Annotated in this window: 15 protein-coding genes; 7 read left to right on the top strand and 8 right to left on the bottom strand. The window is 70.9% G+C overall.

The window, feature by feature from the left end:
* Positions 1–43 precede the first annotated feature (43 nt).
* From FR742_RS38730 to FR742_RS38740, 3 genes are all read left to right on the top strand, one after another.
* Complete coding sequence (locus FR742_RS38730) at positions 44–796, top strand: DUF998 domain-containing protein (protein ID WP_148036203.1); 753 nt, start codon at positions 44–46, stop codon at positions 794–796.
* 62 nt (positions 797–858) lie between these two features.
* Positions 859–3,147 carry a nitrate- and nitrite sensing domain-containing protein gene (locus FR742_RS38735; protein WP_148036204.1) on the top strand — a complete coding sequence of 763 codons (2,289 nt, stop codon included), beginning with the start codon at positions 859–861 and terminating at the stop codon, positions 3,145–3,147.
* Positions 3,144–3,530 (top strand): DUF742 domain-containing protein, encoded by a 387-nt coding sequence (locus tag FR742_RS38740; RefSeq protein WP_148036205.1) that lies wholly within the window; start codon positions 3,144–3,146, stop codon positions 3,528–3,530. Before FR742_RS38735 ends, FR742_RS38740 begins: the two co-directional genes overlap by 4 nt.
* Here FR742_RS38740 and FR742_RS38745 read toward each other — a convergent pair.
* From FR742_RS38745 to FR742_RS38765, 5 genes are all read right to left on the bottom strand, one after another.
* Entirely contained in the window at positions 3,527–4,099 is a 573-nt protein-coding gene (locus FR742_RS38745) for an ATP/GTP-binding protein (RefSeq protein ID WP_148036206.1), read from the bottom strand. The two genes, FR742_RS38740 and FR742_RS38745, sit on opposite strands and share 4 nt — an antisense overlap.
* Positions 4,080–4,442 (bottom strand): DUF742 domain-containing protein, encoded by a 363-nt coding sequence (locus FR742_RS38750; protein WP_148036207.1) that lies wholly within the window; start codon positions 4,440–4,442, stop codon positions 4,080–4,082. The genes FR742_RS38745 and FR742_RS38750 overlap by 20 nt, the downstream gene beginning before the upstream one ends.
* Positions 4,439–4,843 (bottom strand): roadblock/LC7 domain-containing protein, encoded by a 405-nt coding sequence (locus FR742_RS38755; RefSeq protein ID WP_148036208.1) that lies wholly within the window; start codon positions 4,841–4,843, stop codon positions 4,439–4,441. The genes FR742_RS38750 and FR742_RS38755 overlap by 4 nt, the downstream gene beginning before the upstream one ends.
* A complete protein-coding gene (locus tag FR742_RS38760) occupies positions 4,840–6,942 on the bottom strand; it encodes a nitrate- and nitrite sensing domain-containing protein (RefSeq protein WP_187281579.1) in 2,103 nt (700 codons plus the stop codon). Before FR742_RS38760 ends, FR742_RS38755 begins: the two co-directional genes overlap by 4 nt.
* Before the next feature lie 227 nt (positions 6,943–7,169).
* On the bottom strand, positions 7,170–8,891 hold the full coding sequence (locus tag FR742_RS38765; RefSeq protein WP_261809015.1) for an FAD-dependent oxidoreductase: 1,722 nt from the start codon (positions 8,889–8,891) through the stop codon (positions 7,170–7,172).
* 294 nt (positions 8,892–9,185) lie between these two features.
* On the opposite strand from FR742_RS38765, the gene FR742_RS38770 reads away from it, so the two are divergent.
* Entirely contained in the window at positions 9,186–9,833 is a 648-nt protein-coding gene (locus FR742_RS38770; protein ID WP_148036210.1) for a hypothetical protein, read from the top strand.
* A 22-nt stretch (positions 9,834–9,855) separates the two neighbouring features.
* Here the strand turns inward: FR742_RS38770 and FR742_RS38775 are convergent, their stop codons facing one another.
* From FR742_RS38775 to wecB, 3 genes are all read right to left on the bottom strand, one after another.
* On the bottom strand, positions 9,856–10,266 hold the full coding sequence (locus tag FR742_RS38775; RefSeq protein WP_148036211.1) for a DUF302 domain-containing protein: 411 nt from the start codon (positions 10,264–10,266) through the stop codon (positions 9,856–9,858).
* Between the two features lie 59 nt (positions 10,267–10,325).
* Positions 10,326–12,362 (bottom strand): glycosyltransferase, encoded by a 2,037-nt coding sequence (locus tag FR742_RS38780; RefSeq protein WP_148036212.1) that lies wholly within the window; start codon positions 12,360–12,362, stop codon positions 10,326–10,328.
* A 65-nt stretch (positions 12,363–12,427) separates the two neighbouring features.
* The gene (wecB, locus tag FR742_RS38785; protein WP_148036213.1) at positions 12,428–13,558 is read right to left on the bottom strand and encodes a non-hydrolyzing UDP-N-acetylglucosamine 2-epimerase; all 1,131 of its coding nucleotides are present in this window, start codon (positions 13,556–13,558) and stop codon (positions 12,428–12,430) included.
* A gap of 103 nt (positions 13,559–13,661) precedes the next feature.
* Here wecB and FR742_RS38790 point away from each other — a divergent pair, with 103 nt between their 5' ends.
* From FR742_RS38790 to FR742_RS38800, 3 genes are all read left to right on the top strand, one after another.
* Positions 13,662–15,299: a glycosyltransferase family 4 protein gene (locus tag FR742_RS38790; RefSeq protein ID WP_261809016.1), complete on the top strand. Its 1,638-nt coding sequence runs from the start codon at positions 13,662–13,664 to the stop codon at positions 15,297–15,299.
* A 115-nt stretch (positions 15,300–15,414) separates the two neighbouring features.
* On the top strand, positions 15,415–16,677 hold the full coding sequence (locus FR742_RS38795) for a nucleotide sugar dehydrogenase (RefSeq protein ID WP_148036215.1): 1,263 nt from the start codon (positions 15,415–15,417) through the stop codon (positions 16,675–16,677).
* Positions 16,678–16,695: 18 nt separating this feature from the next.
* Positions 16,696–17,787 carry a glycosyltransferase gene (locus FR742_RS38800; RefSeq protein WP_148036216.1) on the top strand — a complete coding sequence of 364 codons (1,092 nt, stop codon included), beginning with the start codon at positions 16,696–16,698 and terminating at the stop codon, positions 17,785–17,787.
* Positions 17,788–17,790 lie beyond the last annotated feature (3 nt).

A 17,790-nucleotide genomic window follows, 5' to 3' on the forward strand; every position in this document is an offset into this window, starting at 1 on the left:
ACGCCGGATGTCGCGGCGCCGTCCTCCCGGAAGACTCTCTGCCATGACCGGAGTCACCGAGGAACTGCCCGCCACCGAGGCCGATGCCGACGTGGAGGGGCCCCGGGCGCGCGGGGGCGTGGCGGGGCGGCCGGCGGGCGGACTCCCCGCCGGTTCCCGGGCCTACCCGCTCGTCGCGCTCGCCGCGATCGTGTCCGGCGTGGCCGGGATCGGGTTCGCGCAACTCGACTCCGATCTGAACCCGCTGCACGTGACCGTGAGCGAGTACGCCGTGGCCGACCGCGGGGGCGTCACGGAGGTCGCGATGGCGGTGGTGGCCCTGGGCTCGCTGGCGCTGCTGGCGGGGTTGCGGTCTGTGGGGGCTCCGGTGAGGGGGATGCCGGAGAGGCTGCTCCTGGTGTGGTCGGGCGCGCTGCTGGTGGCGGCGGCCGTCCCGACCACACCGTTCGGCGCCGACCCGACGTTCGCCGCGCAGGTTCACCAGTACGTGTCGATCGCGGCGTTCGTCAGCCTGCCGGCGGCGGGGGCGCTGCTGGTGCCCAGGCTGGCCCGCGACCCCGTGTGGCGGCCGGTGGCCAGGGTCGTCGAGTGGCTGGCCCTGGCGGGCGGGCTCGGGGTGCTGGCGATCACGTACGTGGCGCTGCCCGGGGAGCGGGTCATGATCGGATTGGTGGAACGGGCGCTGCTGGGCGCGGAGGTGGCGTTGCTGGCCGTGCTGGCAGCATGGTTGGTGCGCGTGGTCTGGGTCAGTACCACAGTCAAAATCACGACATATCACAGATTTATCGCTAGTTGATCTTATCTCGGCCTCGATGAGTGCTATTCTCTCCCGCGATCTTCTAACCGGGAGCAGGTGTCATGGCATCGGGCAGATCCATCCGATTCAAGATCTCGACGCTGCTCGTCATCCCGCTGGTCTCCCTGGTCGCGCTCTGGGGATTCGCCGCGAGCACGACGTCGAGGGAGGCGCTGAACCTCCTCAAGGTCGAGACCTTCTGGACCGGGATCATCGATCACGCCGACTTCCTCGTGGTCAACCTCCAGGCCGAGCGCCTGGCCTCCGCCGAGCTGCTGTCCGGCGCCCCCGTCAACGCCAAGAAGCTGGCCGACGCCCGTGCCACGGTGGACCGGGTCAGGAAGAACCTGACCGACGGCGCGCTGTCCGAGGACACCCAGGCGGCGCTCGACGACGACATGAAGACGCAGCTCGCCGACGTCTTCAAGGCCGTCGACCGGCTGACGGAGATCAGGAGCAAGGTCGACAGCCGGACGCTGACCCCGCACGCCCTGATCACCGAGTACGCCACCATCCCGGACGCCATCGACCGCCTGTACGCGGCCTTCACCGTCAGCACCGACGTCGAGCTGTCCCGGCAGTCGCAGGCCCTGATCATGGCCGCGCAGGTGCGCGAGCTCCTCAGCCGCGAGCACGCCCTGATCGTCGCGGGCAACGCCGTCCCCGGCGGCGACGGGTGGACGATGGCCGAGATCCACCTGCTGGCCGGCATCGACGGCGCGCGCACGTACCTCTTTCCCAAGGTCATGGCCAACCTGGACCCGGAGATGCGGGCCCCGCTGGAGAGGATGGCCGCCACCGGGAACTACGGCTCCATGGAGCGGCTGCTGCACTCGTACGTCTCCGGCCAGCCGGTGGACCTGCAGGTGTGGCGGGGCCAGGTCGAGCCGGTGCTGGAGGAGTACACCCAGGGCCTCTACACGGCCGGTGACATCCTGCTGGCCCGGATGGAGCCCGCCGGCATGGTCATCATCGTGCGCGCCGCCGTCGCGGGCGCGCTCGGGCTCATCGCGGTCGTCTTCTCCGTCGTCGTCTCCGTACGGGTCGGCCGGCGGCTCTCCCGCGAGCTGGCGGCGCTGCGCGGCTCCGCGCAGGAGCTGGCCGAGGTGCGCCTGCCCGGCGTGGTCGCCAAGCTGCGCCGCGGCGAGCCGGTGGACCAGGCCGCCGAGGTGCCGCCGATCGAGGTGGAGGCGGGCGCCACCAGCGAGGTGACCGACCTGGCGGCCTCGTTCGACAGCGTCCGGCACACCGCGGTCGACGCCGCGCTGGAGCAGGCCCGGCTGCGCGAGGGCGTGGCCGAGGCGCTGCGCAACCTGGCCAGGCGCAGCCAGTCGCTGGTCCAGCGCCAGCTCAAGCTGCTGGACGAGATGCAGCGCCAGACCGAGGAGCCGGAGGCGCTGGAGAGCCTGTTCAAGCTCGACCACCTGACGACCCGCATGCGCCGGCACGCCGAGGGCCTGGTGCTGCTGTCCGGCGGCGCGGCCGGCCGGCGCTGGCGCGGCGTCATCGGCGTCGAGGACATGCTGAACGGGGCCGCGGGCCAGGTCGAGGAGTACACCCGGGTGCGCGTCTACCCGATGCCGGAGTGCGGCATCCCGGGTGAGGCGGTGGCCGACCTCATGCACCTGTTCGCCGAGCTGATCGAGAACGCGGCCACCTTCTCCGCGCCAGGCAGTGAGGTGTCGGTCCGCGGCGAGCTGGTCGGCAAGGGCTTCGCGGTCGAGGTCGAGGACCGCGGGCTGGGCATGACGGACGAGGCCAGGGAGGCCGTCAACCGGCGGCTGGCCAGCCCGCCCGAGTTCGACCCGGCGCGGACCGAGCAGCTCGGCTTCGCGGTGGTCGGCATGCTGGCGGCCCGGCACGGGGTGAGCGTCACGCTCAAGCCCTCGCCGTACGGGGGGACCACGGCGATCGTGCTGGTGCCCGTGCAACTGGTCCAGCAGATGCCGTCGATCCGGACGCCGGAGCCGCCCGAGCTGGAGTCCGTCACGGTGTCGGTGGTAGGCAGGGAGAGCAGAGAGGGCAGGGAGAGCAGGGAGGGCACGGAGACGCAGAGCGCTCCGCAGGACAACCGGCCTCCCGCGGGCCCGGGGCCGAGCGAGCTGCCGCGCCGGGTCCGTACCGCCAAGCGCAACGCCGAGTCGTCGGGGGGATCAGGGCTGCCCCGCCGGGTCCGCCAGGCCAACCTGCCGGAGCGGCTCAAGCAGCAGAGCGCGCCGGTCGCGGAGGAGCCGCGGGAGCCGGCGCAGGAGCGCTCGCCCGAGGAGACCAGGGCCCTGCTCTCGTCTCTCCAGTCGGGCTGGCAGCGCGGACGTCAGGACAGTGACCAGGACGGGGGGACGCCATCGTGAGTCGCGAGCGTGAGTGGGTCGACGAGGAGGCCGGGCCGGTCGTGCGCCCGTACGCGGTGACCCGCGGACGCACCAGGCCCGCGGCCAAGGCGCTGTCCACCGTGCTCGACATGCTGGCCACCGTGTCGCTCACCGGGCAGCCGGCTCCGGCGAACGCGGAGCTGGGCGCCCAGCACCGGCGGCTGCTGAACTGCGTGGTCCAGCACGCCAGGCCGGTCGCCGAGATCGCGGGGGAGCTCGACCTGCCGGTGGCGGTGGTCAGGGTGCTGATCGGCGACCTGATCGACTACGGCCTGGTCGTGGTGAAGGCGCCGCGGTCGAAGGCCGCGACGCCTACGGAGAGCCTCCTGCGTGAAGTGATCAACGGGCTGCGCGCGCTCTAACCGGTCGTGGTCAGCGTGCGCAGCGAGTGCTCGACAAGGGTGATCATGACTTCCTTGGCCGAGTTGCGCCGCCGCACGTCGCACAGCATCACGGGGACGTCCGGGTCCAGGTCGAGCGCGATGCGCACGTCCTCCACGCTGTGCTGCTCGGCGTCGTCGAAGCAGTTGACGGCCACCACGAACGGCGTGCCGCGCTGCTCGAAGTAGTCGACGGACGGGAAGCAGTCGGTCAGCCGCCGGGTGTCGGCGATCACGACCGCGCCCAGCGCGCCGTAGGACAGCTCGTCCCACATGAACCAGAACCGCTCCTGGCCGGGGGTGCCGAACAGGTAGACGACCAGGCCCTCGCGGATCGTGATGCGGCCGAAGTCCATCGCCACGGTCGTGGTGGTCTTGGCCTCGACGCCGTCGAGGTCGTCGACGCCGACCCCGCGGTCGGACAGCACCTCTTCCGTGCGCAGCGGCCTGATCTCGCTGATCGACCCCACCAGGGTGGTCTTGCCCACGCCGAAGCCCCCGGCAATGAGGATCTTGAGCGCGACGGGGTCCTCAGAGAGCACGGAGTCCATTGATCACTTCCTTGAGAATGCCCTCACTCGGGCGCGATCCCGCCGCTGAGGGGGCCGACACCGAGATGAGGCCTTGGTCACGCAGGTCGCCCAGCAGCACCCGGACGACGCCGACAGGCAGATCGAGCTCGACGGCCACGTCGGCCACCGAGATCGGGTTGCGAGCCGCCCGGAGAATGAGCGACTGCTCGGGGGAGAGGCTGCCCGGAGCTTCCCCCACGGCGCGGACGGTCGCGACGAGGTCGAGATTGTCCCCCGACGACCTCGTACGACCTCGGATGAGGGCGTAGGGCCGCACGATCGGCCCCGCGTCCTCGTCCAACCACTGCGGGGTATCGCTCATGGCATGGCTCGCGGGTTGGTCGTGATGTGCTGGCCCACCCGCTTGACCAGCATCGCCATCTCGTAGGCGATGTGGCCCACGTCGACGTTGGCGTCGGCGAGCACCGCGAGGCACGTGCCCTGGCCCGCCGCCGTCACGAACAGGAACGCGGACTCCATCTCCACGATGGTCTGGCGTACGTCACCGCCGCCGAAATGGCGGCCGGTGCCCCGGGCCAGGCTCTGGAAACCGGCGGCCACGGCGGACAGATGCTCGGCGTCCTCGCGGGTCAGACCCTTGGAGTAACCGACGGCCAGGCCGTCGGTCGACAGGATGACCGCTTGCCTGACCGCGCCCACCCTGGTCGTCAGGTCGTCAAGGAGCCAGTTCAGCTCACCGGTGTTGGTCGTCGGCACACTCATGCCTCCCCCTCCTCATCAGCTTCTTCTCGGGCGCGCTGGGTTCCCCGCTGGAACGCGGAGAACAGGTCGCGTACCTCGTCGGGAGAGCGTTCGTTCTTCCGCTCGGGCTCCGGCTCGGGCGGCTGGCCGTCCTTGAGCCGGGATGACAATGTGGCCTGCCGGACCCGCCTTGGCAAGCCCGCGTGCGTGCCGCTGACCACCGCCAGGGCCTTCTTCCTGGTCCGGCCCGGCAGCGAGGGCAGCCCGTCGTTCTTGGCGGGGGGCAGCTCCTGCTGGTCGGTGACGAGCCTGTCCGGCACGAACACGATGGCGGTGGTGCCGCCGAACGGTGATCGCCTCAGCAGCACCTTGATGGCGTGCCGCTGGGCCAGCTTGGCGACCACGAACAGGCCGAGCCTGTCGCTGTCGGCCAGGTCGAACTCCGGAGGTTCCGTCAGGACGCGGTTGTAGGCGTCGTACTCCTCCGGCTGCAGCCCGAGCCCGCGGTCCTCCACCTCGACCGAGTAGCCGTTGCTGACCCGGTCGCCGCGGACGTGGACCGTGGTGTCGGGCGGTGAGTAGATCGTGGCGTTCTCCACCAGCTCGGCGATCAGGTGGGTGAGGTCGGCCGCGGCCGAGCCGTCCACCGCGCTGCCGTGCATGCCGGCCACGTCGACCCGGGTGTAGTCCTCCACCTCGGCGATGGCCGCCCGGACGACGTCGATCACCGGCACCGGCTTGCGCCAGGCCCGTCCGGGGGCGGAGCCCGAGAGGATGATCAGGCTCTCCGCGTGCCGCCGCATGCGGGTGGTCAGGTGGTCCAGCCGGAAGAGCTCTTCCAGCTGGTCCGGGTCGTGGGTGCGCCGCTGCATGCCGTCGAGCACCGAAAGCTGGCGGTGCAGCAGGCCCTGCTTGCGCCGGGCCAGGTTGAGGAAGACCTGGCCGAGCCCGCGGCGCAGCGCGGCCTGGCCGACGGCGGCGCGCACCGCGGTGGCCTGCACCGCGCCGAACGCGCCGGCCACGTCGCTGATCTCGGCCGAGCCGCTGACCTGGATCGGTCTGGCCGCCTGGGCGACGTCGACCTCCTCGCCCCTGCTGAGCCGCCTGACCAGGTCGGGCAGGCGCTGCTCGGACAGCTCGACGGCGGCCGAGCGCAGCCCGGCCAGCTCGGCGCCGAGCCGGCGGCCGAAACGCACCGAGATGATGATCGAGGCCAGCACGGCGACCAGGCCGACGCCGCCCGCGACGCCGATCTGGACCCTGGTGGCGGTGACCGCGCCGGCGGCCCTGCCGCCCAGCTCCTCGGCCGCCAGGCCGTTGATCCTCTCCAGCTCGTTGATCACCTTGCCGGTGTTGTCGTTCCAGCTCCCGCCGTCGGGCGGCGGCGCGCCGGACCTGATGACCCGGGCCTCCATGGTGGCGAAGGTCAGGAACGTCTGGCTCTTGAAGAGCTCCTCGTACGGCTGGCGCAGCTCGACGTCGAGACCCGCGAGGCCGCGCGCGTGCAGGAACTTCCTGGAGGAGGCGTACTCGGTGAAGGCGGCCGCCTCGGGCTCGATCAGCCGGCCGTCGAGCTGGGCGGCCCGGACGAGGGCGTGCTCCCTGAGCAGGAACTCGTGCGCGTTGCTCATCGTCTGCAGCGCGGTGACCTGCTGGTAGATGGTCAGCTCGGGGGCGGGGGCGAGGTGGTCGTAGAACCGGAACATGGCGTCGAGCAGCCGGTTGTACTCGTTGAGTCCGAGCATCCTGGTGCTGAAGCCGCCGTCGATGCCCGAGCGGATGGCGTGCAGCCGCGACAGCTCGGCCTGCACGGTGTTGAGCGGCGCGCGCATGTCGTCGGCGAGGTCGTCCTCGGCCCGTATGACGGCTTCGCGGAAGGCGTCGACCGCGGTGTCGGTGCGGGCGCGCTGCTCGCCGAGCTCGGCGCTGGGCTCACCGTCCGTGAGCTTGAGAAGTGAGCGCTCCCGCTCGGCCTGGAGCTCGACGCCCAGCTCAGTGGAGGTGACGCCGACCGTCTGGTGAAGGGAGTCGCCGCGCAGCAACGACCATCCGTCGCTCACAGTGAGGTTGAGCACGAAGCCCCAGAGCGCGCTCAAGGACAGGAGGGGTAACAGCAGCAATATAAAGATCTTGAACCGAATTGACCGGTTTTGCGAGCCCATGTCCCAACCTCGGAGTCGAGGGCATTTCCACAACCTCTGTGTAAATACACCTCCGGAAGATCGCACAGGAGACTAGCACCGATTAAGCATCCGCCGCAGTGGGAGGAACAGGGATGTTTTCTGCGATTACCGAAGCGGACCCCAGGAAGGTACCGAGTAGGACACGAGGGTATTACCTCTCCGTCTCACCCTGAGAGCTCCCCGACGGCCCGATGGGCGGCGGTGACGGCGGCGTCCGCCCTGGCAGAGGGAGCCGCGTCCGATCCGGCCAGCCCGATCCGGCCGAACCGCCTGCGCGCCGCCTCGGCCGGCGACGGCCCGTCGGGATGGAACCCGTGCCACGGACGGCAGTATTCGGGCGAGTACCCATGACCCCACCGGTAGACCGCCACCGCCTCGACGTCCCTGCCCGGATCGAACCCGCCGGCGCCGAGCAGCCGCGCGAGCTGGTCGCGCGCCCCGAACTCCAGCATCGCGTACGGGGTGCGCAGCAGCGCCTGCCGCCCGGCGGCCGCCCCCTCGGCGGGCCCCAGCTCCGAACGGGAGGGCGCGGCCACCAGCCGCGCCGTGACGCCGTCGCCGGAGTGGTGGGTCAGCTCGCTCATGCACCAGTACGCGCCGGTCCAGCGGGTGCGTGAGACGCCCAGCCGCCGCCAGGCGTCCGCGCTGCGCAGCCGCACCACGGCCTCCACCAGCGGCGTCTTCACCGCCGTGCGGAGCGCCGTGCGCTGCGCGCCCGGCAGGTCGGGGACGAGGTACGGGACGACGGAGTGCCAGCAGGCGAGGATCACCGCCCCGGCGCCGACGGACCTGACCTCGTGGCCGTCGAAGTAGCCGACGGTGGCGGTGGTCGCGGTCTCGGGCGGGCCGTCGTTGCGCACGGACACGACGGGGCTCGACAGCCGGAACCTGGCCCTGCCGCCCATCGCGTCCAGCATCGCCCGGACGAGCCCGTGCACCCCGCCGGGCAGATGCGCCACCCGGCCGGTCACTCCCCACTCCTTGGCGATCGTGGGCGCGCTGAACCGCGACGGCTTGCCCTCGTCCAGCCCGAGCCCGCCGAACCCCGGGTAGCCGAGCCCCCAGGCGTCCACCGCGCCCAGGACACGCGTGTCGTACCCCCAGGAGGCGCTGGGCAGGGTCCGGTGGAACCGCTCGGCGTCCGGGTGCACCCGCAAGGAGTCCAGCAGGTAGCGGGAGTAGGTGAGGTCGGCCAGGCGCTCCTGCTTGGCCTCCGGCCCGAGCCCGGGGAACGGGTCGGGCGGGTCGGTGTGCAGGCGGATCAGGTCCTGCCTGGCGGCGTCGGCGACGGGCAGCCGGCCGATCCACCCCGCGGCGCTCGCGCCGGTGGACACCAGCGTCTCGACGGGGAACGTCTCGCGGTCGCACATCACGCTGTCGTCGGCGCCGCACTCCTGGCACGGTGCGGCCACGACGCCCAGCCGGTCGAGCAGCTCGCGGAACTCCGGCGTCCAGGTCACGGGCGCCGCCACCGAACCCGAGCCGGGACGCTGGGCGTGGCCGCCGATCGTGTCGTGGTTGTCCAGGATCAGCACGCGCGCCCCGGGATGGCGGCGCAGCCACTCGTGGGCGGCGCTCACCCCGCTCAGCCCGGCCCCCACCACCACCAGGTCGTAGGCTTCCCCCGTCGGCACGGGCGGGTCCGCCTGCTGCCAGAACCGGCCGTCGCGCAGCGCGTGGAGCACGCCGAGCGCCTGGGAGGTGTTGCCGCGGAACGCCGGCGCCGCCGGGGCCGACGAGGCGGCATAGGCCGTTCCGGCTCCTCCCGAGCCGCCCAGGGCCGCGGCGCCCGCCGTCACGGCCACCCCGTCGAAGAAGTCGCGGCGCGAGATGGCGCGCCCCATGCCCAGTTCGCGTCCCGCCGCCGAACGGCCGATGTCCCCCATGGGGCCGATCATCGGGACTCGTCGGAAAAGGCCAATGGCGCCGCGCTGCGGGTGGCTGAGTCTTTGCGCTACTTGTGACGGTGAATGCCGTTGGGTAAATGCCGTCCGATTCGCCGATCGCGGGCCGTAGTCGCTGCTAGAAGGTGGGTTGGGCGGTCTTGTCGAATGCGTCGAATCCGGTGGATAGCGCCGTTGCTGGTTCGCGCGGCGCGCGTTTCCTTTAACGTCTACCCGATGCCGTTGAAGTGAAATGGAGAACTCATGCTTAAGGCATTTTCCGCCGCATTTCTAAGCATGACGGTCATAGCGGGCTGCTCTTCGGAGAAGGCCGCGGCGCCCGCCGCGTCCACCCCGCCGCCCGCGTCCGCCCCGAAGCCCGCCGAGGCGGCCAAGCTCCGCGCCGCGCTGCTGCCGGCGCCCAAGGGCATGCAGGTCGCGTACGGCCCGGAGGTCGGCACCTACAGCACGCTCCGGTCCACCAGACAGGGCCTGGAGTCGGTCCGCCAGGCCAAGCTGGACCACCCCGAGTGCGCGGGCGCGGCCCTGCTCGACGTGGCCCAGCCGGAGGTCGCCAAGGCCCCGGCCGCCGTCGTCGGGTTCGCCTCGCCGAAGGGGTCGATCACCCAGGCCGTGGTCTCGCTGCCCGCCGGGGTGTTCCCCGGTCCGCTGCCCAGCGAGTGCGGCGCGTACCACGCCCACGTGCGCGGCATCGACGTGGTCTACCGCACCCGCGACCTGAAGATGCCGAAGCAGGGCGACGAGTCGCGCGCCTACCTCACCACCGCGTCGGGCGGCGACCGGCAGGCCCAGATCGGCACGGTCACGATCAGGCGCGGCACCCTCGTCATGAGCCTCATGGTCGTCGGCCGCGAGGTGAAACGAGCCGGCCTGATGGAGCTCGGCAAGCTCGCCGACCAGAACCTCTCGCGGGCCGCCGTCTGAGCCGCGGAGACCCAGCCGCCGCCTACGCGCGCGCGGAGGCCGCCGTCCGCCGGCAGATCTGCTCGGTCGCCTCCTCCAGGGTCCGCGCGGCGGCGGCGCCCTCCCGCTCGACGCCGTGGCGGCGCACCAGCCAGTCGGCGGTGTTGTACGTCAGCCGCACGGCGTCCCCGTCCTGCCACACGAGGATCTTGGACGGCAGGTCGATGGCCGCGGTGCGGCGTTCCGCGATCAGGTCGGTGCCGACGATGGGCTCGCCGAAGAGCACCAGCGTGGTCGGAGGCAGCTCCCTGCCGGCCCGCACCGCGTTCTCCGTGTGGTCCACCCGCGCGAACACGTGGTAGCCGGCCGCGGTCACCGCCGCGCACACGTCGTCGACCGTCTTGTCGAACGCCTCGTGACCGCTGATCGTCACCAGGCCGCAATCGTCCCTCATCGCGCCACCATAGGCACGGCTCCCCGCCGGGTGCACGGCACGGCGCCCGCAACACGCCGTCAGATCAGCACGTGGTCGTCGGGACGGCCGACGAAGGAGAACTGGGCGTTCCTGGTCAGCTTGATGTGGTCGGCCTGCCAGGTGTGCATCGCCGAGTCGGCGCTGCGCCAGTAGACGAAGTTGAACCGGTCCGCCGAGTAGATCTTGACCCCGTCCTCCTTGAGGCGGCGGACCAGGTGGGTGTCCTCGCCCCGGGTCAGGTCGGGGAAGCGGTAGGTGCGGAACATGTCCGCCTTGCCGAGGAACGTCCCGCCCTGCACCAGGAACGAGTAGCGGTGCTCCAGGCCCGGCAGGCGCAGCATGGTGGTGTTGGAGCCCTCGAAGAAGGAGTAGTGGGCGCCCTTGCCGACCAGCTCCGCCTCGGTGTAGTCGAAGGCGCGCTGCAGGTCCGACAGGTAGTGCTCGCCGTAGAGGTTGTCGTCGTCCATCTTGGCGATCAGCTCGCCCTCGGCGGCGTCGATGCCCAGGTTCATGCAGGCGCCCAGCGACAGCCCTGGGTCGGCCGGGAGCACGGTCACGTCCGTGATGCCCGCCATGCGAGCCTTGTCGGCCACCACGACCGGGTCGATGTCCAGGCCGTGCAGCACCATGATCAACTGCACCGGCCGGTGGATCTGCTTGGCCACCGACGAGATCGCGTGCTCGATCTGGGCGGCGCGGTTGGTCGGCAGCACCACCGAGATCGACCGTGACCGCGGCGTCGCCGGGCGGCCGAGCAACTGGAGTATCTGGTCCACGCGGTGGGTGAACAGGTGCTTGTCGAACACCTCGCGCATCGCCAGATGCCCCTGCCGGGCGCGCAGCTCGGGGCTGTTGATGAGGTGCAGCACCTGGTTGTACGACTCGATCGGCTCGCGGGCGATCGGGATCAGGTCACCGAACGTCTCCTCGACGGCCCGCGACCAGCCCGACACCACCGGGGTGGCGCAGGCCGACAGCTCGAACACGCGGCGGGCGCACATGGTCGGCGAGTCGAGCACCGAGTTGACGTTCAGGAAGACCTTGTACATCCGGTACGCGGCGAGCATCTGGTCGTACGGCAGCTCGCCCACGATGTGCGGGCGGTACTTCTCCGGCCAGGCGTACTTCTCGTCCACCTCGCCGTTGCGGGCGAAGATGTGCAGGCCCAGCTCGCGCACCGGGTCCAGCACGGTCTCCATCTGCTCGCGGCGCTCGGGGTGCTTGTCGCGGAAGTACATGCCGGCGAAGACCACGTCGTGCAGCCGGCCCTCCCGCTGCTGGACCGGGTTGTGCACGCGCGGCTGGGCGGCGAACTGGAGCACGTCCACCCGGTCGTGGCCCAGAATTTCGCGATATTTCGGCAACATGTCACCGTCGCAGGTGAACACGTAGTCGAACAGCTTGGCCGTGTCGATGAAGAAGTCGAAGTTCGGCGGGTCCTCCTTGTTCCAGAAGACCGTCGGGATGCCCGCCGCCCTGCACCAGGAGACCAGGTCGCGCAGCGGCTCCTTGGGCGCGTTGGTGCCGGTCATCTGGTAGCGCCAGCGGCCCTGGTTGCCGTGCCAGGCCGACTCGCAGAACAGCAGGTCGGGCCGCTTCTCCGCGAAGATCTCCGGCCAGTCCTTGAGCCCGAACTCGATCTGGTCCCACTCGTAGCGGAAGGCCATCCTGGAGAAGTCGTCCAGGATGACCGCCACCTTCAGGTCGGGACGGTTCACCGGCCCCGCCGGCCACTTGACCGCCGGCACCTTGACCTCGGGCGCCCTGTGGTTCGCGAGCTCGATGGCCTCGTTGACCGGCATCGGCGCCTTCGGCGCGCGGTCCCTGGACCTGACGGCCTCCAGCATCTTGCCGGGGCTCCTGGACCCGATGGCCTCGCCCAGCTTGAAGGTCCGCTTGGCCTGGGTGGCCTCCAGCTTCCAGGCGGCGTAGGCGGCCTTGGCCTCCGCGATCTCCAGCCGGCGGCGCAGCTCCCTGATCTCCGCCTCGTGGCGCTCGACGACCTTGCGCTCCTCGGGCAGCCAGTTCACCGGTCCGAGGCGCTGGAACGTGGGCTCTTCAGGGGTTTCGGCCATGGGGCATCGCCTAACGCTGGTGCGGGGTATGTCATAGTACGGCGAGATCCGTACGAAAAGTGGGGTTACTCGGAACGCGCCCCCTGAGCGGCGGGGGAGAGGTTGTCCCCCTTCAGCCACGCGGAGATCACCCGGGCGATGCGCGGCCCGGCGGCGCCGTCCCACAGCGGGGGCAGCTCACCGGAGGGCGTGACCGCCCCGTCGGCCAGCGCCTTCTCCGCCGCCGCGGGCAGCAGGGCGGGCGTGACCAGCCGGTTCGTGCCGTGGGTGATCGTGACCGGGCGCTCGGTGTTGGGCCGCACGGTCAGGCAGGGCACGCCCAGCATGGTGGTCTCCTCCTGCACGCCCCCGGAGTCGGTGACGACCAGCGCGGCGCCCCGGACGAGTGAGAGGAAGTCCACATAGCCCAGCGGGTCGACCACGCGCACCGAAGGGCCGTCGACCAGCCCGGCCTCGGCCAGGCGGGTGCGGCCACGCGGGTGGATCGGCACCACGAGCGGGATCTGGCGGGCCACGTCGAGCACCGCCGAGACCAGCTCGCGCGCCGCCTCCGGGGTGTCCACGTTGGCCGGGCGGTGCAGCGTCGCGACCGCGTACCGCTCAGGCAGGCCCAGCCGCTCCACCACCGGGGCCGGGTCGAGCGACGGCAGCGCGGAGAACAGGCTGTCGATCATCGGGTTGCCCACCAGGTGCACCTTGGAGGCGGGCACGCCCTCGGCCGCCAGGTGGGAGAGCGCGTCGGGCGAGGTGGCGAAGAGCAGGTCGGACAGCGAGTCGGTGACGACCCGGTTGACCTCCTCCGGCATGGACCGGTCGAACGAGCGCAGCCCGGCCTCGACGTGCGCGGTCTTGATGCCGAGCTTGGCGCAGACGAGGATCGCGGCCAGCGTCGAGTTCACGTCGCCGTAGACGACCACCAGGTCCGGGTCGTGCTCCTGGAAGGTGTCCTCCAGGCCGACGAGCAGGGCCGCCGTCTGCCTGGCGTGGCTGCCGGAGCCCACCCCCAGGTTCGCCACCGGGTCGGGCAGGCCGAGGTCCGCGAAGAACACGTCCGACATCAGCGCGTCGTAGTGCTGGCCGGTGTGGATGATGCCCTGCCGCACGCCGAGTTCGCCGAGCGCGCGCACCACCGGGGCCGCCTTCACGAAGTTGGGCCGGGCTCCCAGAACGTGCAGCACCAGGACGTTGTCCCCCATGACCTCGCCTTTCATAGCGGAAGGGAAAAAACGCTGCCTATGGTACGGTCACCGCGTGGCATCCGACGCCAGTCCTCAAGACTCCTCGAAAACTTCCGCTGGGGTGTCCGCGAAGTCCGCCCGTGCCGGCGTCGGTGGGCTTCTGAAGGGCTTCATCCAGCATCCGATCATCGTCTCCCGCGTGGTCGTGACCAAGGTCAGGGCCGACCCCGTCCGGGCCGCCCAGGCGGCCGCCGACGCGATGCCGCCGCGCCTGCGGCCCGTCATCGGCAAGGTGGCCTGGCCCGCCGCGCGCCGCGCCCGCCGCGTCGTCCGCAAGCTGGGCATGCGCATGATCAGGGCGCCGTGGGACGAAGCCAAGGAACACTGGGACTCCGGGCGCGTCAGCATGGCCGCCGAGGTGCTCGAACCCTTCACCAAATACCCGTTCGTCAAGCGCAGGGCCGCCTACTACCGCGGCGAGCTGGAGGCGATCAGCCCCGACCCGATCCCGCCGGGCCCCAAGGTGGCCATCCTGGAGCGGGTCGCCGGGCGCGTGGTCCACCTGATCACGAACTCGCTCCCGTACACCCAGGCCGGCTACACGGTCAGGACCCACCGCATCGTCACCTCCCAGAAGGCCGCGGGGCTCGACCCGCACGTGGTCACCAGCTGGGGCTTCCCCATGCTCCAGGGCCACGCGGACGCGGCGCCGTACGAGGAGCTGGACGGCGTCCCCTACTACCGGATGCTGCCCGACGGGCGCGGCGAGGTGCCGTTCGAGATGCGCGGCCGCATGATCAAGGGCGCCGACGCGGTCACCAAGCTCGTCACCCAGCTCCGCCCGCAGGTGCTGCACGCCGCCACCGACCACCGCAACGGCTCGGTCGCGCACGCCGTGCGCGACCGCACGGGCACCCCGTTCGTGTACGAGGTACGCGGGTTCCTGGAGGAGACCTGGGCCTCGCGCGACCCCAAACGGGTGGGCAGCCAGCGCCACGTGCTCCAGCGCGAGCGCGAGGCGTTCCTGATGCGGGAGGCCGACGCGGTCGTCACGCTGGCCGAGACCATGGCCACGGAGATCGTCGAGCGCGGCGTCCCCCGCGAGAGGATCCACCTGGCGCCCAACGCGGTCGACGACTCGCTGCTCACCGCCCAGTACGACGGGGCCTCGTTCCGCCGCGAGATGGGCATCGAGGATCGCGAGATCGTGGTCGGCTCGGTCTCCAGCATCGTGGCGTACGAGGGCTTCGCCACCCTGCTGCGGGCCGCGGCGCTCCTGCGTGACCAGGGCAACCCGGTGCGGGTGCTCATCGTCGGCGACGGCGCCGAGCGCGAGAACCTGCTGGAGCTCGTGACCGAGCTGGGGCTGTCGGACGCGATCCTGCCCGGCCGGGTGGGGCCGGAGGAGGCCCTGCAGGCGCAGGACGCCATCGACATCTTCGTCTGCCCGCGCGAGGACCTGCGGGTGACCAGGCTCGTCACGCCGCTCAAGCCGGTCGAGGCGATGGCGCTGGGCAAGCCGGTCGTGCTGAGCGACCTGCCGGCTCTGTCGGAGCTGGTCGGCAGCGACGGCGCGGGCATGCTCGTGCCCGCCGGCGACCCGGGCGAGTTCGCCAAGGCGCTGGGCGCGCTCGCCGACGATCCCGCCAAGCGGGCCGAGATGGGCGAGGCGGGCCGTGCGGAAGTGGCCGCGAAGCGCACGTGGAGCCGCGTTGCCGAGACTTATCAAGCCCTGTACAGGAGCCTTGCGGAAAGATGACCTTCTCTTGGGCTGTCTGTTCTGATCGGTTCCGTCGCATTAGGCGTGAGCTAGGTGGACTTGAGATAACCTTTGCGACCATGAAGTGTTGTATCCGGCTCTCTAAGGCACAGCTGTGACAGAAATCGACTTGGCTGTCATCGGCCTCGGCTACGTCGGCATGCCCCTCGCCAAAGAGGCGGTGGCCGCCGGGCTGAAGGTCGTCGGCCTCGACGTCGACCCCCGCAAGGTCGACGCTCTGAAGGCCGGGCAGTCCTACATCGATGACCTGACCGACGCCGATCTCGACCACATGCTGGCCAACGGGTTCACCGCCACGCTGGACGAGACGGTCCTGGCCGAGTGCAGCACGATCGTCATCTGCGTGCCCACGCCGCTGGACGAGGACCACAGGCCCGACCTGTCCGCGGTCGAGGGCGCCAGCAAGACCGTGGCACGCAACATGGGCAAGGACACGCTCGTCGTGCTCGAGTCGACGACCTGGCCGGGCACCACCGACGAGCTGGTCCGCCCGCTGCTCGAGTCCTCGGGGCTGACCGCCGGCGTCGACTTCCACCTGGCCTTCTCGCCGGAGCGCATCGACCCGGGCAACCCCAAGTACGGCCTGCGCAACACCCCCAAGGTCGTCGGCGGCTACACGCCCGCCTGCCGCGACCGGGCCACCGCCTTCTACGGACGCTTCGTCGAGCAGGTCGTGCCGGTCAGCAGCACCCGCGAGGCGGAGATGGCCAAGCTGCTGGAGAACACCTACCGGCACGTCAACATCGCTCTCGTCAACGAGATGGCGATCTTCTGCGACGAGCTCGGCGTGGACCTCTGGGAGGCCATCGAGGCGGCCGCCACCAAGCCGTTCGGGTTCCACAAGTTCCTGCCCGGCCCCGGCGTCGGCGGCCACTGCATACCGGTCGATCCCTCGTACCTCTCCTACACGGTCCGCAAGCTCGGCTACCCGTTCAGGTTCGTCGAACTGGCCCAGGAGATCAACGAGCGGATGCCGTCCTACGTGGTGGCCCGTGTGCAACGTCTGCTCAACAGACACAAAAAGGCGGTGAACGGCGCCAGAGTCGTTATGCTCGGCGTCACCTACAAGCCGGACATCGCCGACGAACGCGAGACTCCGGCCCTGCCCGTGGCGCGTGCGCTGCTGGAGCTGGGCGCCGATCTCACGTTCGCCGACCCGCACGTCAAGGAGTGGTCAGTGGACGGCACGCCCGTGCGGCGTGAGGAAGATCTGGCCGAGGCCGTCGCCGATGCCGACGTGACGGTGCTGCTGCAACAGCACGCCGCGTTCGACCTGGGGATGGTCGAGGCGAAGGCCAGGCTCGTGCTCGACACCCGCGGTGTGCTCACCGAGGGTGAACGCGTCGAGCGGCTGTAGCGACCGGAGGCAACGCGCGTGCACGTGCTCGTCATGACGGTGGTGCATAACCCCGAGGACGCGAGGATCCTGCACCGGCAGATCCGCGCCCTGGTGGATGCCGGTCATGAGGTCACGTACGCCGCCTCCTACACCGCCCACGGAGTCGTCCCCCGTCCCTGGGTGACCGGCGTCGATCTGCCCAGAGCGGTGCAGCGTAAGCGGATCTCCGCCATGTGGGCCGCGCGCAGGCTGTTCAAGCGCATGCGCGACAAGGTCGACCTGGCCCTCATCCACGACCCCGAGCTGCTGTTCGCCGTCTGGGGGATGCGCAACCGCCCGCCGGTCGTGTGGGACGTGCACGAGGACACCCCGGCCACGCTCTCGCTCAAGCCGTGGCTGCCGTCGCTGCTGCGCCCGCCCGTACGGTTCCTCGCCCGGATGCTGGAGAGCATCGCCGAGCGCAACCTGCACCTGCTGCTGGCCGAGACCGCGTACGCGGGCCGGTTCAAGCACGCCCACCTGATCGTGCCCAACGAGACCTGGGTGCCCGACTCGGTCACCCCGCCGGGCGACGACCGGATCGTCTACCTGGGCTGGCTGTCCAGGGCCCGCGGCGTGTTCGAGGCGATCGAGGTGGCCCGGCTGCTCCAGCCGTACCGGGTGGCCGTCGAGCTGATCGGCTACGCCGACCCGCAGAGCCGCCTGGTGCTCAACAAGGCCGTGCACGACGGCGTGCTGGAGTGGCGCGACTTCATGCCGAACGACGAGGCGCTCAAGCGGCTCGACGGCGCGCTGGCCGGTCTGTCGCTGCTGCACGACGAGCCGAACTACCGCCACTCCATGCCCACCAAGATCATCGAGTACATGGCGCACGGCATCCCCGTCATCACCACCCCCTCACCCCGCGCCGTCGAGCTGGTCGACCGCTACGAGAGCGGCGTCGTGGTGCCCTGGGAGGACCCGAAGGCGGTGGCCCAGGCCGTGCTAACCCTCAGGGACGACGTGCGCGAGCGCCGTGCCCAGGGCGCGCGCGGCTACGCCGCCGCCCGCGCCAACCACCACTGGCCCAACTCGGCCAAGCGATTCGTCGCCCAGCTCGAAGCTTGGGCCGGGGTGAAGCGGCGGTAGGGT

This window comes from Nonomuraea sp. C10, from assembly GCF_008017515.1.
Classification (GTDB): domain Bacteria; phylum Actinomycetota; class Actinomycetes; order Streptosporangiales; family Streptosporangiaceae; genus Nonomuraea; species Nonomuraea ferruginea.